Origin of the sequence: Mesorhizobium sp. M00.F.Ca.ET.216.01.1.1, from assembly GCF_004010325.2 — a bacterium.
In the GTDB taxonomy this organism is placed as follows: Bacteria; Pseudomonadota; Alphaproteobacteria; order Rhizobiales; family Rhizobiaceae; genus Mesorhizobium.
This window is the reverse complement of record NZ_SADR02000018.1, coordinates 84088-98662: the sequence shown is the minus strand read 5'-3', so window position 1 is coordinate 98662 and position 14575 is coordinate 84088. Positions and strand designations below refer to the sequence as shown.

Genomic DNA, 14575 nt, shown 5'->3' with positions numbered 1-14575 from the left:
CTGCTTGTGAGACAAAGACATGTTGACTGTTCAGATAATCGGCACAGATGACAAGATCGCGGTGAACGGCGGCCGGCAATTCGACCGCGATCTTCACCGGGCGGTCGTCGGGAATGGCGGAGAGTTTCAGCTTGATCATGATGGGTCTCTCGCCGTTCCATAGGGCTTTAGCACAAGATCGCGATTGACGATGACGCGGATCGGGAACCCGGGCCGGACAGTAAGCGTCGGCTGGACGTCAAGCTGATTGCGCACGATCTGCTGGCCGACATTGCTCACCGAATCCTGCGCGCTTTCGCGAACGGCCTTGGCAATGTCGCTTTCATCGTCGCTAGAACCAAGCGAGGTTCCGATGCCGAGCAGGCTCGAGAGCACTGCTGCCCTGAACAACTGGCCCCAATGATGGTCGACCTCGTCCTCCAGCCCGGAAAACCCTGCAGCGTCTGCGCCTTGTTGACGCTCCAGCACGATCGAGGTGCCGTCCGGCATATTCAGCCGATTCCAAACGAGCAGCACGCGTGACTGGCCGAAGGCGACCTGACTGTCGTACTGGCCGATCAGCCTCGCGCCCTGCGGGATAAGGAGGTAGGATCCTGTCGGGCTGTCGTAGACGTTCTCGGTGACCTGGGCGGTGATTTGTCCAGGAAGGTCGGAACGGATTCCGGTGATGAGGGCAGCCGGGATGACCGTGCCGGCCTGAACGACATAGGGCGAGGCCTTTTCGGCGAGACGATCGGGACTGACGGTGCGGTGATCCGGCTCAGCGTTGACGAAAGCGAGCTTGCGGTCCTGCATGTTTTGATCGACGACTGGCTTGAGCAGCGGCGGTTCGATCGGGGGTGTCAAACCGGATATGGTGTTCGCGGCCGAACTCCCTGCGCCAGCACCTTGTCGCGCCAGATTTGTCCTAGCATTGGTATCAGTGAAGAGCTTTGCGATACGCGCGGCTTCGATCTCGGCCAGGCGGCGCTGCTCGTCCGGATCGTCGCTCGGTGTACTGATGTTCGTCACGCCGACCGGCTCGCCACGTTCCCGTGCGCGCAGTATCGGCCGTCCAAGATCCCCGGGTAGTGCAGGACCGAGTTTCGGAACGCCGGAATAGTCCTTCGGCAGCGTCTGCAGCCCGTCGGCGGTCGTTCGATTTTCGGTGGTGAAGAGTTCCGAGGGCTGTTGGTTGCCGCGCCGTCTGGCGTCGAGCGCCCAAACGAGTGCGCCAACGATCGCAATGCTGGCGATCCCGCCAAGACCTATCAGCACCTTGCGCGATAGACGTGTCACCCGAGCGGGTTCGGGCCGCAGGCGCAGGTCGGCTCGGATGTCCTGGTTCGGAACATTGGCGGCGTCGATCATCGAAACAGCCCCGCGCTGCGCTGCGGCCGTCCATCGGTGCGCACGATCCGAACGCGCTTCTCGCTCGTCTTGTCACCAAGCCGCAGTTCTGCGGCGGCGAACAGCCGGTCGACAACGTAGTAGTTTTGGGAAGCGCGGTAGTTGACCAGCTCGGAGCCACCCGAAGGCCCGATGACGAAGAGCGGCGGCATCTCCCCTTGCCCTATGCCCGACGGAAACTCGATATAGACTTTCGAACCGTCATCGAACGCGCGTAGCGGCTTCCAGGGTGCTGCGTCACCCTCGATGCGGTAACGGAAGTCGAGCTTCTGGATGTCGACGCCGGACGCGACCGGCTGCGCGGCGGAGGCCTGGGCGTTCTGGCGTCGGAGCGCGATCAGCTGGTCTTGCGGGTACTGCCAGGATACGGAGGCCATGTAGGTCTTTTCGGTCGAGCGCAGCTCGAGATGATAGGTGCGGCGGTCGCTGTTGACGACGAGGTTGGTCTGAAGATCGGGCCGCGTCGGCTTGACCAGGATGTGGACCTGCAACTGGTCCCCTGCTCCGCTTTGCGTGTCGCCGATGATCCAGCGCACCGTGTCGCCGGCAGCCACTGGCCCCGAGCCGACAAGCTGCTCGCCCGGCTGCAGCGCAATGTCGGTGACCTGACCGGGCGCTGCATAGATCTGATAGAGCGCCCCTTCGCTCCAGGGATAAAGCTGGATCGCGTTGACGAAACCGTCGCGAACGGGCTGCATTCGTGCAGCCTCATTGGCCTGGCTGATCCGCTGTTTCGGATCGGTCGGGTCCGGCTTCGCTTTACCGCTGTCGACCGGCTTCAGCTGCCCGGGCAGTGGAAGGGGTTTCGGCAGTTCCACCACCTTCACCGGGCCGGGCGGGTCGACCGTGTGCACGGCAGGCCTGGCATCGTCATATTGGATCTCCGGCGGAATGAATTTCTTCGAGGCGCAGCCGGCGAGCGCTGTTGAAAGCAGCGCTACGGCAAGCGTTTTGCGTGTCCATGGCACACACATCATGAAAGTTCCTTCGACCAGTTGATGGCGTTGACGTAGACACCGAGGGGATTGGCCTTCAGCCGGTCGGCATCGCGGGGTTGTTGAATGACGATGGTGAGGATGGCGGTCCAGCGCTCGGTGCTGGCCAGGCTGCCGTTCTCGTAGAGGCGCTCTATCCAGGCGACGCGGAACGAGTCCGGCGAGGCGCGGATGACGCTGGAGACCTCGATTGCGACCTGGATCTTGCCGACCTTGGCAAAAGGATCGTTCACGCGGGCGTAGTCATTGAGAGAGACGGCGCCTCGGTCGGTCGTGTAGTCGTAGGCGCGCAACCAGTTCTGGCGGACAATGACCGGATCATTCGAGATGCTTCGCACCTCTTCGATGAAGCGGGCGAGATGCCACGCTATCTGCGGATCGGTCGGCCGATAGTCGGCAACGGCCGGGGCAACTGCCTGCGCATCGCCAAGCTTGTCGACCTGTACCACCCAGGGAACCACGGAGCCGCGCGTCGACTGCCACATCAACGTCACGGCGAAACCACCGGCCAGCATGAGTGAGCCAAACGCCATCAGCCGCCAGTTTTTCGCTTGCACACGGGCCGAGCCGATGCGCTCATCCCAGACCTGCTGGGCACGCTGATACGGCGTCTGCGGCTGAGGCGTTTTTCCATAGCGAACGGACGGGCGTCTAAAAGGCTTCATCGGCGGTCATCCTGATTGAGGGAAACATTCATCGAGGCGCCGCCCTGGTCGCCGGAGCGGACGGAATGGGCGGCCATGCTGGCGCCATGGCTCATGGCCTGGCCGCGCTTCATGCGAGCGGCCCACGCGGGCGGCGATCCGGCACTGGCTTCGGCAGTCGACGCACGACCTGAAGAGGCTGCTGCCGATGGCTGCTCTCCACCGGTCGCGGTCCACGCGGCCGAGCGGCCACCCTGATGGCTGGAAGACAGGGCTGAAGCCGCGCGCGACATTGCCTGCTTCACTGGCTGAACGGCGGCGCCGGCGCCCGCCTTGGCGACACTCGCCATGCCGGCAGCGATTGAGCCCGCACCGCTCTGGCCCGATGTTGCTGCGGCGAGGCCGTAAGCTGTCGAAGTGCTACCGGACAAATGCGCGCCACCACGCGCGGCCGCCGCCGACATGCGGCCGCCGGCACCGGCAGCACTTGCCGCGCCGCTCAGCAAGGCCCGGGTACCCATGTAGCCGGCCACTCCGAGGCCGCCGGCGGCGAGGCTCGTGCCAACAGCTGCACCCGCGCCGAGTTGCGGGGCGCCGGAGACGAGGCCCGTCGCGATGCCGGGACCGAAGATCGAAAGCCCCATCAGGGACAAGGCGCCCAGCACAAGCGACAGCGCATCCGTGATCGTAGGCTGGTCCGCGCCAAACCCTTGGGTGAACTCGTCGAACAGGCCAGAGCCGATGCCGACGATGACGGCAAGCACAAGAATCTTCACCCCTGACGCGACGATGTTGCCGAGCACCTTTTCGGCAAGGAAGGCGGTCCGGTTGAACAGCGCGAAGGGGATCAGCACGAAGCCGGCAAGCGTCGTCAGCTTGAACTCGATCAGGGTTACGAAGATCTGGACGGCGAGGATGAAAAAGGCGATGAGCACGATCGCCCAGGCGATCATCAATACCGCGATCTGGACAAAATTCTCGAAGAAGGAGACGTAGCCCATCAATTGGCTGGCGGCCTCGAGGATCGGATTGCCGGCGTCGATGCCGACCTGGGCGACGCGGCCGGGCTGCAGCAGAGCCGAGCCCGAAAGTGCGGATCCTCCGGCCTTCAGCCCGAGCCCGGAAAAGCTCTCGAAGACGATGTCGGCGAGACGATTGAAATTGCCGATGATGAAGGCGAAGAAGCCGATATAGAGCGTCTTGTTCACCAGCCGGTGCAGCACATCTTCGTCCGCTCCCCACGCCCAGAACAGGCCGGCGAGCGTGATGTCGATGACGATCAGGGTGGAGGTGAGGAACGCGACTTCTCCACCCAAAAGGCCAAACCCCGAATCGATATAGCGGGTGAAAGTCTCCAGGAAACGGTCGATAACGCCGGTGTCATTCATGGCGCGACCTTTCGGCGTCAGTTTGGTCTTCCGCGCCCGGCGTGGTCGACGGATGAAGGGGCGAAAGCCGGCTCTGGTCCTTCTCGACTAACGGAATGGCATAGGGTGTCGCAGGCCGTATCGGCGGCCCAAGGAAACGCCGGCGATCTTCCGCCCAGATCTTCCTGCAGACCTCGTCAGCGATCGCGGCCATGCCGATGTCGCGACATCGGGCAAGCTCGAACCTTGCCGGCTCGCCGCCCGGATGCGCGGAGCGCGGGGAGGACGCGTCCTGCGAGCTGTTGCCGCGCAACGCCATGAAGGCGGCGGTCATGGCGGCGCCAAGGGCAAGAACGGCTATCATCCGGGCGGCGATCTTGAGATCCATGACCCGCCTCAGTCGTGGAACATTTTTACCGATGACGGGCTGTAGCTGCTGCCCGTCATGAAGCGGCTGAATTGCGCTCGCGCTTGTTCCTGCGCTGCGGCCTTTCTCGCCTGCTCCAACGCATCGGCTCTCCCTTGCGCGGCGAGCATCGCTGTGAGATCGGCGATCTGCTTTGCCTGCACGGCGAGAAGCTGATTGCCGGCTTGTGTCGCCTGCAGCACGCCGACGGCCGACTGACTGGCATCGACCAGCTCGCTGGTCTGTTCCTGTGTCCCCTTGATGTTGTCGACGGCGACGGCTCCGGCTCTCAATGAATGCTCGAAGGCAGACACCGAGGTCTGCCAGCGTTCGCGTGCGCCGTTGACAAGCTGCTGGCTCGAAAGGTCCGAGCCAAAATTCTCGTAGGTTGACGTAAATTGGCTCTCGATGTCCTGGACGCTGTAGGCGAGCTTGTCGGCCTCGCCGAGCAGGTTCTTCATCTCGGAAAAGTTGCCTTCGATCTGGCCGAGCAATGAGGTCGGCAGCGAGGTGAGATTCTTCGCCTGGTTGATCAGCATCTGTGCTTCGTTTTGAAGCGAGGTGATCTGGTTGTTGATCTGCTCCAGGGCACGCGATGCCGAAAGCAGGTTCTCAGCGTAGTTCCTGGGGTCGAATACGATGAACGCAGATGCCGGCGTCGATGACCACGCAGCGGCGACGGTGATCGCACCGGCGGCCATGCGGCGGATACGGTGACGTGCAAGAACGGAAATCATGACGAAACCTCCTTTGCGGATTGGTCGATGACGTTGGTGAGATCGGGAACGAGGTCGGCCGCCCAGGTGAGACCGCGGTTCGTAAGCCAGGCCTGGAGGAAGTATTGCCGGCCGCCGGCCGCGATGATCCGGTCGATGGCCGCCTGGTCAGACTTCGAGGACGCAGCGCAGAGCGCCAGCGCGATCGGGCCGAGGCCTAGTTCGAACAGCCGGTTTCCGCGCCGCGACTGGCAGTAATAATCGCGCTTGGGTGTTGCGCGGGCGACGATCTCGATCTGGCGATCGTTGAGACCGAAGCGCCGGTAGATTTCGGTGATCTGCGGCTCGATGGCGCGTTCGTTCGGCAGAAAAAGCCGTGTCGGACAGCTTTCGACGATGGCCGGTGCGATTGGCGATCCGTCGATGTCGGAGAGCGACTGCGTAGCGAAGATGACGGAAGCGTTCTTCTTGCGAAGAGTCTTCAGCCATTCGCGCAGCTGAGAGGCGAAGCCGCCATCATCGAGCGCCAGCCAGCCCTCGTCGATGATCAGCAGCGTCGGCCGCCCATCCATCCTCTGCTCGATGCGGTGGAAGAGATAGGCAAGCACAGCCGCAGCCGCACCTGTGCCGATCAGACCTTCGGTCTCGAAGGCCTGGACGGAAGCATCACCCAGACGCTCGTGCTCGGCGTCGAGCAGACGGCCATAAGGACCCCCAATGCAATAGGGCCGCAGCGCCTGCTTGAGAGACGAAGATTGCAGCAGCACGGTCAGACCAGTCAGCGTCCGTTCCTGAACCGGCGCGCTGGCCAGCGAGGTCAGCGCCGACCAGAGATATTCCCTGACCTCCGGCGTGACAGGGACGCCTTCGCGCTGAAGAATGTCGACCAGCCAGTCGGCCGCCCAGGCACGCTCCGGTGTGTGGTGGATCCCTCTAAGCGGCTGCAGCGGAACAGCGGCGACGTCATCCGAGAGATCCGCCAGGGTCAGCAAGGCAAGCGGATCGTCCGGCCCCTGACCGCTCGCCGCATTGCTGGCAAGATTGTGCCAGTCGCCATCCATCGCGAGCATGGCCGCGCGGATCGAGCCGCCGAAGTCGAAGGCAAAGACCTGGTTGTTCTCGTACCGCCGAAATTGCAGTGCCATCAGCGCGAGCAGGACTGACTTGCCCGCACCCGTCGGGCCGACGACGAGCGTGTGGCCAACGTCGCCGATATGCAGGCTGAACCGGAACGGCGTCGCGCCTTCCGTCCTGGCGAAGAACAGCGGCGGGGCGCCAAAATGCTCGTCCTCGACGGGACCTGCCCAGACGGCAGAGAGCGGGATCATGTGAGCAAGATTCAGGGTCGACAGCGGTGGCTGCCGGACATTCGCATAGACGTGGCCAGGGATGCTGCCCAGCCAGGCTTCGATGGCGTTGACGCCTTCGGCGATGCAAGTGAAATCCTTGCCCTGGATAATCTTCTCGACCAACCGCAGCTTCTCGTCGGCGATTGACGGATCGGCATCCCACACGGTCACGGTGGCGGTGACATAGGCCTGGCCAATCTGGTCGGAGCCGAGGTCTTGCAAGGCAGCGTCCGCATCGGTCGCCTTGCTGGCGGCGTCCGTGTCCATAAGAACGGATGCCTCATTGGTCATCACCTCCTTGAGGATCGCCGCGACAGACTTCCGTTTGGCAAACCACTGGCGGCGGATCTTGGTCACCAGCCTGGTTGCGTCAGTCTTGTCGAGCATGATCGCCCGCGTCGACCAGCGGTATGGGAAGGCAAGCCGATTAAGGTCGTCGAGGACCCCTGGAAAGGTCGCGCCGGGGAAACCGATGATGGTAAGTGTCCGCAGGTGAAATTCGCCCAGCCGCGGCTCCAGGCCGCCGGTCAGCGGCTGATCGACTAGCAGCGCATCAAGGTGCATCGGCGTTTCGGGAACGCGGACACCATGGCGCTTGGTCGAAATAGTCGAGTGCAGGTAGGTCAGCGTCTCGCCATCATCGAGCCAGTCGGCTTCTGGGACAAAACCTTCGATCAGGTTCAGCACCCGGTCGGTGCGGTCTACGAAACTTTTAAGAAGCTCCCACGGATCGATGCCGCTCATCTCTCGGCCTTCGTAAAGCAAGCTCTCTATCTGCGATGCTTCCTCGGCTGGCGGCAGCCAAACGAAAGTGAGGTAATAGCTGCTTTCGAACAGCTCCCCATTCGGCCGGCGATCGCTCCCCTGGAGCGACTCCTGGTCGGCCTCGCCCTCGAATTGCTCGCGCCGCTCAAGGTCGAGAAGTGCTGATGCGCAGTCGTGGAATTTGCTATCGGGATAGTCGGTGGCTGGATTGCGCTGGGCTTCGACGAAGATGGCCCAGCCGGAGCCTAGACGGCGCAGCGCGCCATTAAGCCGCGCCGTCGTGCCGACCAGTTCAGCTGGCGTGGCGGAATCCAGATCGGGACCGCGGAAGCGCGCCGTCCTTTGAAAACTACCATCCTTGTTGAGCGCCACACCGGGTGCCACCAGGGCGGCCCAGGGCAGATAGTCGGCGAGGCTCGATGAGCGTCTGCGATATTCGGCGAGGTTGATCATCTTGAGAACCTCTCAGGAGCCGAAATGCACGGGATAGCGCAGGTGCCGGCGAACCACGTCGACGAATTGCGCATCGCGCTTGGCGGCCCAGGCGGCCGCGAAATGGCCGATTGCCCAGATGACGAGACCAGCAATCCACAAACGCAGCCCTAATCCGACCGCTCCGGCCAGCGTGCCGTTGGCAATCGCCACCGCACGCGGCGCGCCGCCAACCAGGATCGGTTCGGTGAGCGCGCGATGCACCGGCGCGAAAAAACCGCGAACGTCCTCCTCCATCAGACCAGTGCTCCGCCGCCGAAGGAGAAGAACGAGAGAAAGAAAGAACTGGCCGCGAAGGCGATCGACAGACCGAACACGATCTGGATCAGTCGACGAAATCCGCCGGACGTATCGCCAAAAGCCAGCGACAAGCCAGTGACGATAATGATGATCACCGCCACGATCTTGGCGACCGGTCCCTCGATTGATTCGAGGATTTGTTGAAGCGGCTCCTCCCACGGCATGGAGGAACCCGCAGCGTGAGCAGGTGCGATCATCACAGTCGTGACCGCAGCAGTCGCCGCGGCGACCGGGCGCAAACCAAACTTACGGATAGACGATAAAGTGAAGCGGATCGGATTCATTCTGAGGCTCCTTGCTGAGGCTCCTTGGGAGATTGGGGATTCACGGTTGGTTCGGTCTCGATCTTGGCCTCGAGCGTTCGATAGTCGCCGGTGCCCGGGTCGAGTCCGTCGACGATCGCGATCTCGATGAGCCGGCGTGCCGGGCCGCGGCCGGCGAGCACGGCAACAACGTCGATCGTCTCGGCAATGAGCGCGCGCGGGACCGTGACCACAGCCTCCTGCACAAGCTGTTCCAGTCGACGCAGTGCGCCAAGGGCTGAACTGGCGTGGATCGTACCGATGCCACCTGGATGGCCGGTGCCCCATGCCTTCAGGAGGTCGAGGGCCTCGGCACCGCGCACTTCGCCGATCGGGATGCGGTCGGGGCGGAGCCGTAACGAGGACTTCACCAGATCGGAAAGCGAGGCGACACCGTCCTTGGTGCGCAGCGCCACGAGATTTGGCGCAGCACACTGCAGTTCGCGCGTGTCCTCGATCAGCACGACGCGGTCGGTGGTTTTGGCCACCTCCGCCAGCAGGGCGTTGACCAGCGTCGTCTTGCCCGTCGACGTGCCGCCGGCGACCAGCACGTTTTTGCGCTTTTCGACGGCAAGCCGCAGTGAGTCGGCCTGGCTCTCCGCCATGATGCCATTGGCGACGTAATCTTCGAGCGTGAACACGGCGACCGCCGGCTTGCGGATGGCGAAGGTCGGTGCCGCGACAACAGGCGGCAACAGGCCCTCGAAGCGCTCGCCCGTTTCCGGCAGTTCGGCCGAGACGCGTGGGCTGTCGGGATGAACCTCGGCGCCGACATGATGTGCAACCAGCCGGACAATGCGTTCGCCATCAGCCGGGACCAGACTTTCGTCGGTGGCGACAAGTCCCTCCCTCAGCCGGTCGACCCAGAGCCGCCCATCCGGGTTGAGCATCACCTCGACGATTGCCTGGTCTTCTAGGAAGCCGGCGATGCCGGGCCCAAGCGCCGTGCGCAGCATGCGCGCGCCGCGCGACACCGCCTCGCTGCCAACTTGATGATTGATTGCCACGATGATCCCCGTTTGTTGCGGCGAACCGGCTTGTGCCGCGGTTGGGGATGATTAGAAAAGGCAGTAACGGCGGGCTTGCAACAAGCAAAATGGGCGATGGCACTGCGGCCCGAAGAGACTTGCAAAATGCGGTGCGGCAGCGTCCCGAATAGCCTGCGCTATCTATCTCGCTGCTAAATCATCCGCGTCGGCTCGCGATATCGGCGGGACGTCCTCGGCGATCTCCTGCCCGAGTCTTGGCCCTTTGCTTAGTCTGCGGCCAAGTGCGTCGACGAACCGATCATAGCGCAGTAGTCCTTTGGCGCGGGCTTCGGCCTGCGCGGATTCCGGCAACGCCGGGGTCGAGCTGAGCCAGAAGCGGACGAACAGCGCCAAGGTCTCGATGGCGATCCCGACATCGCGCTCGACGCGCTGTACCCGCCGGTCGATCTGGTCGAGGCGCCGGGTGATCGCCGCTTCCTTCCGGTCCTCGGCATCTGGTGATAGGAACGAAGCAATCGCAGCCTCGGCGATCAATGACAGCGAGACATCGCGGCGCGCCGCGTAGTCAGTCAAGGCGTTCATGACGTCTGGATCGAGATAGGCCGACAGCCGCTTTTTCTTCGCGTTCTTCAAGGGCTCAGAGCTCAATACCGTCATTAGGGTCGAGGCTGGCCTGCCGCGCGACGCGCCGCATTGCGTGATCGACCGCGCGCCGACGGACGGCGTCATCGTCGGGTTCGTCCTGGTCAAGGTCGAACTCGTAATCGCGCTGTCTGGTTCGCTTGGGCGCGATGTCCTCGTGTTCCGGAATTTCGGGCTGACGGCGGATGCCGCTATTTGCCGGATCCTCGTCCTGCGGCTCCATCGGCGGTTTCAATTGCAGAGGAACGTCTCCCGGTTCCGCGGGAGTTGTCGCGTCGGCCCAGTCGTCGGGGCGCGACGTTCCTGCGGTCACATCGGGCCTCGGTGGCGGCACGACGCGTTCGACAAGGCGAGGATCCGAAAAATAGCGCGCCTTCTTTGCCCGGATCGGGAACAGACCCGACACCATGACGATGGCGTCGGTCGGTGGCAGCTGCATGATCTCGCCAGGCGTCATTAGGGCGCGTGCCGTTTCCTGCCGCGACACCATGAGATGCCCGAGCCAAGGCGAAAGCCGATGCCCGGCATAGTTTTTCATCGCGCGCAGCTCGGTCGCCGTGCCAAGCGAATCCGAGACGCGTTTGGCCGTCCGTTCGTCGTTGGTGGCGAAGCTCACCCGCACATGACAGTTGTCGAGGATGGAGTTGTTCGGGCCGTAGGCCTTTTCGATCTGGTTGAGCGACTGGGCAATGAGGAAAGACTTGATGCCGTAGCCCGCCATGAAGGCCAGCGCGCTTTCGAAGAAGTCGAGCCGGCCGAGTGCGGGAAACTCGTCGAGCATCATCATCAGTCGCTGTCGTCGCTCCTTGGCATGAAGGTCTTCCGTCAGCCTGCGACCGATCTGATTTAGCACGAGGCGGATGATCGGCTTGGTGCGGCTGATGTCCGATGGCGGGACAACCAGATAGAGCGTCGTTGGCCGCTCGCCCTCGACAAGGTCGGCGATCCGCCAATCGCATCGCGATGTCACCTTCGCCACGACCGGGTCGCGATAGAGCCCCAGAAAGCTCATGGCCGTCGAGAGTACCCCGGAGCGTTCGTTCTCCGATTTGTTGAGCAGTTCCCGTGCAGCCGATGCCACGACCGGATGCGGACCGCCCTCACCCAGGTGCTTCGTCAGCATCATGTTGCGCAGCGTCGTCTCGATCGGTCGTTGTGGGTCTGAGAGAACGTTGGCAACGCCAGCGAGTGTCTTGTCCTTCTCCGCGTAAAGGACATGCAAAATGGCGCCGACCAGCAATGCGTGACTGGTCTTCTCCCAATGATTCCTGCGTTCCAAGGAGCCCTCGGGGTCGACCAGCACATCAGCGACGTTCTGAACATCGCGCACTTCCCATTCACCACGCCGCACTTCCAGCAAAGGATTGTAGGCCGCCGAGGTCGCATTGGTCGGATCGAACAGCAGCACGCGGCCGAAGCGCGACCGCCATCCGGCCGTCAGTTCCCAATTCTCTCCCTTGATATCATGCACGATAGCGCTTCCTGGCCAGGTGAGCAGCGTCGGCACAACGAGGCCAACGCCCTTGCCGCTTCGTGTTGGCGCGAAGCACAACACATGTTCGGGACCATCATGCCGTAGATAGTCGCGGTCGAGCTTGCCGAGCACCACGCCGTCGGGACCGATCATGCCTTCGGCCCTGATTTCATCGCGTGTCGCCCAGCGCGCCGAGCCGTAGGTGGCGGCGTCTTTTGCCTCGCGGGCCCGCCACACCGACATGCCGATGGCCACAGTGATCGCGATAAAGCTTCCGCTCGCGGCGATCAGCGCGCCCTCGAGGAAAACCTCAGGCGCATAGGCATCGTAGAAAAACCACCACCAGAAAAATGCCGGTGGCGGATAGACGGACTGGCCAACAAGCCCGAACCAAGGCGAGCCCAACTGCGGCTGGAAGCCGAGCCGCCATGCCGTCCATTGTGTCGCGCACCAAGTGGAGACGAGTACTATCAGAAGGACGGTCACGACCTGACCCCACAGGATTTTGGTGGCCGGCAATCCTCTTCTCCCCGGCTAGACAATCGGGAATGGATAAAGAATCTCGAGTCTCCAGATGTGCAAGGATAAAGGACCGATCAAAGCAGCGAGGCGTAGCCGGACGTAAAGAGACTTGCTGAATGCGATGCACCGGGAACTTGAATGCATTCACGCGTACGGCAAACTCCGTCGGCTTTCACCCAATACAGTCGGTCGGACCGCCCCTCGGAGGCGGCCGCCGGTTTTGGTGTGACTAAAGCGAGCGGATCATGCGGAAGATATCGCCCGGCGCATCGGTCGTGATCTGGCGCACCTTCGCTTCGACGAGCGTGCAGAGGGTAGCGTCGCGAGTCTCTCGACCGGGATTGACAGTCCAGGCGTCGGTCTCGATCCCGAGGTCGAGCAAGCGGGCAACGAGCGGGAAGCCCTGCTTTTCCGCGGCGATGATGGCGTCGAACCTGAGGTAGGCGAGGGTGACGCCGGCCATACGGCGCTCGATGTGGCGCAGGAGGTGCTGCGGATCGCGGAGACCTGGTTGGCGGGAGACCGCCAACATTGGGTCATAGCCGAGCTGGGCTCCGGCGATGGCAGCGGCAATCCGGCGCGCATCATCGAGATAATGCGATCCGACGATGATGCCCTCCGCCAAGCCCGCGACCGCCGCTCCCGCATCGGCAATCGCTGTGTCCGAAAGCATACGTCCATCGAGCAGTTTGAGGTCGAGCTGAAGGTTGGCCGACGGCGCTTTCGGCAGCGCTCGAAGCGGGGCCAACAACTCGGCGAGCGACAGAACCGGCGCATCGGGGTCGGGAGTGCCGTTGGAGTCCCGATGGAAAAGCCCGTCCATCGACGAGATCGGCATCTGCGAGACGCGCCCGCGGCCGGTTGTCGAGGGACCGAGCGTCGGGTCGTGGAGAACGGCGAAGCGACCGTCGGCGGTGGCGAGTATGTCGACTTCGAGGCTCGCCCCGAGCTGCCAGCCGAGCGCGAGGTTCGAGCGCTTGAAGGGCGCTTCGCCAGGGCGTGTCCGCAGCTTGTGCCATTTGAGCCGGATCGGACCATGGGGACCGTCAACTGTCACTGGCGTGTTGGACGCTTGGCTGCTGGCATCGAACGCTGCCACCGGCATTTACTCTCCTGATCGAAGGCGTGACAAGTCGGTCGGCACTGGGGCTGTGTCAAGCCGGCGCGCGGACGTGCGCGCCGGCGATGAGCTTCTGGCGCGCGGTCTCGAATACGAGCGAATGCCCTGGCAGGAAGCCGATCTTTACCTCTTCACCCAGGGGGTAGCCGGCTGACGAACCCTGCTCGAGCACGCGAACAGTGCCGATATTGGTCTCGACGACATACAGTATCTCGCGCCCCATCGGCTCGATCTGTGCGATGCGGCCGACGAAGCCGGCGTCGCCGAATTTGAGGTGCTCCGGCCGCAGTCCGACGGTCACCGCCCCGGATGCACCCTCGATCGGAAACCTGGCGCCATTGACTGTGACCGTGCCGCTCTGCGCTTCACCGGCGATCAGGTTGATTGGTGGCGAGCCGATGAAGGAAGCCACGAACAGGCTTGATGGCCTGAGATAAAGGTCATCCGGCGTGCCGATCTGCTCGATGCGGCCGGCGCGCATGCAGATGATGCGGTCAGCCATCGTGGTGGCCTCGATCTGGTCGTGCGTGACGAGCACGGTCGTGACGCCGAGCTTTTCCTGCAGCGACTTGATCTCGGTGCGCATGGAAAGCCGGAGCGTCGCGTCGAGGTTGGAGAGCGGCTCGTCGAGGAGCAGGAGCTGCGGCTCCTTCACCAGCGCGCGGGCAAGTGCGACGCGCTGCTGCTGTCCGCCGGAAAGCTCGCTTGGACGGCGCTCCAGCAGTTCTGCTACCCGGACGAGTTCGGCGGCAGCCTTAACCCGGCCAAGCGCTTCCTCGTGAGGTGTCTTCTTGAAGCGCAGCGGGAACAGGATGTTATCGCGCACGCTCATATGCGGATAGAGCGCATAGGACTGGAAGACGATGCCGACATTGCGGTCGCGTGCCTCGACCTCGTTGACCACATGGCCGTCGAACAAGAGCTCGCCGCCGCTCGGCACGTAGATGCCGGCGAGCATGAACAGGCTCGTCGACTTGCCGCAGCCGGAGGGACCGAGCAGCGCAACGAACTCGCCGTCCTCGATGACGAGGTTCATGTCGGGGATCACCTCGACCTTCCCGAAGCGCTTCACGACGTTGCGGAATTCGATCTTCGCCATCGTG

At 63.1% G+C, this 14575-nt stretch carries 14 protein-coding genes and 1 pseudogene; all 15 read right to left on the bottom strand.

Going from position 1 to position 14575, the window contains the following annotated elements; genetic code table 11:
* Window positions 1–31: 31 nt before the first annotated feature.
* A pseudogene (locus EN859_RS22550) lies at window positions 32–139 on the bottom strand (DUF2274 domain-containing protein); the annotation flags it as partial.
* A complete protein-coding gene (locus tag EN859_RS22545) occupies window positions 136–1350 on the bottom strand; it encodes a TrbI/VirB10 family protein (protein WP_127854885.1) in 1215 nt (404 codons plus the stop codon). The gene EN859_RS22545 and the pseudogene EN859_RS22550, both read right to left, overlap by 4 nt.
* On the bottom strand, window positions 1347–2366 hold the full coding sequence (gene trbG / locus EN859_RS22540; protein WP_127854886.1) for a P-type conjugative transfer protein TrbG: 1020 nt from the start codon (window positions 2364–2366) through the stop codon (window positions 1347–1349). The genes EN859_RS22545 and trbG overlap by 4 nt, the downstream gene beginning before the upstream one ends.
* On the bottom strand, window positions 2363–3049 hold the full coding sequence (gene trbF, locus EN859_RS22535; protein WP_127854887.1) for a conjugal transfer protein TrbF: 687 nt from the start codon (window positions 3047–3049) through the stop codon (window positions 2363–2365). Before trbF ends, trbG begins: the two co-directional genes overlap by 4 nt.
* On the bottom strand, window positions 3046–4416 hold the full coding sequence (gene trbL, locus EN859_RS22530) for a P-type conjugative transfer protein TrbL (protein ID WP_127854888.1): 1371 nt from the start codon (window positions 4414–4416) through the stop codon (window positions 3046–3048). The genes trbF and trbL overlap by 4 nt, the downstream gene beginning before the upstream one ends.
* Window positions 4409–4783, bottom strand: coding sequence for a putative entry exclusion protein TrbK-alt (trbK-alt, locus tag EN859_RS22525; protein WP_127854889.1), 375 nt, complete (start codon window positions 4781–4783; stop codon window positions 4409–4411). Before trbK-alt ends, trbL begins: the two co-directional genes overlap by 8 nt.
* Before the next feature lie 8 nt (window positions 4784–4791).
* Window positions 4792–5502 carry a P-type conjugative transfer protein TrbJ gene (trbJ, locus tag EN859_RS22520; protein WP_127854977.1) on the bottom strand — a complete coding sequence of 237 codons (711 nt, stop codon included), beginning with the start codon at window positions 5500–5502 and terminating at the stop codon, window positions 4792–4794.
* A 32-nt stretch (window positions 5503–5534) separates the two neighbouring features.
* The gene (trbE, locus tag EN859_RS22515) at window positions 5535–8084 is read right to left on the bottom strand and encodes a conjugal transfer protein TrbE (RefSeq protein ID WP_127854890.1); all 2550 of its coding nucleotides are present in this window, start codon (window positions 8082–8084) and stop codon (window positions 5535–5537) included.
* A gap of 12 nt (window positions 8085–8096) precedes the next feature.
* Window positions 8097–8360 carry a VirB3 family type IV secretion system protein gene (locus tag EN859_RS22510; RefSeq protein WP_127854891.1) on the bottom strand — a complete coding sequence of 88 codons (264 nt, stop codon included), beginning with the start codon at window positions 8358–8360 and terminating at the stop codon, window positions 8097–8099.
* A complete protein-coding gene (locus EN859_RS22505; protein WP_127854892.1) occupies window positions 8360–8707 on the bottom strand; it encodes a TrbC/VirB2 family protein in 348 nt (115 codons plus the stop codon). Before EN859_RS22505 ends, EN859_RS22510 begins: the two co-directional genes overlap by 1 nt.
* On the bottom strand, window positions 8704–9732 hold the full coding sequence (trbB, locus tag EN859_RS22500; protein WP_127854893.1) for a P-type conjugative transfer ATPase TrbB: 1029 nt from the start codon (window positions 9730–9732) through the stop codon (window positions 8704–8706). Before trbB ends, EN859_RS22505 begins: the two co-directional genes overlap by 4 nt.
* A 162-nt stretch (window positions 9733–9894) precedes the next feature.
* Window positions 9895–10296: a CopG family transcriptional regulator gene (locus tag EN859_RS22495; RefSeq protein ID WP_245525661.1), complete on the bottom strand. Its 402-nt coding sequence runs from the start codon at window positions 10294–10296 to the stop codon at window positions 9895–9897.
* A gap of 55 nt (window positions 10297–10351) precedes the next feature.
* On the bottom strand, window positions 10352–12349 hold the full coding sequence (locus tag EN859_RS22490; RefSeq protein ID WP_127854894.1) for a conjugal transfer protein TraG: 1998 nt from the start codon (window positions 12347–12349) through the stop codon (window positions 10352–10354).
* A 232-nt stretch (window positions 12350–12581) separates the two neighbouring features.
* Complete coding sequence (locus EN859_RS22485; protein ID WP_127854895.1) at window positions 12582–13457, bottom strand: hypothetical protein; 876 nt, start codon at window positions 13455–13457, stop codon at window positions 12582–12584.
* 49 nt (window positions 13458–13506) lie between these two features.
* Window positions 13507–14571, bottom strand: a complete 1065-nt coding sequence (locus EN859_RS22480) for an ABC transporter ATP-binding protein (protein WP_127854896.1) — start codon at window positions 14569–14571, stop codon at window positions 13507–13509.
* Window positions 14572–14575 lie beyond the last annotated feature (4 nt).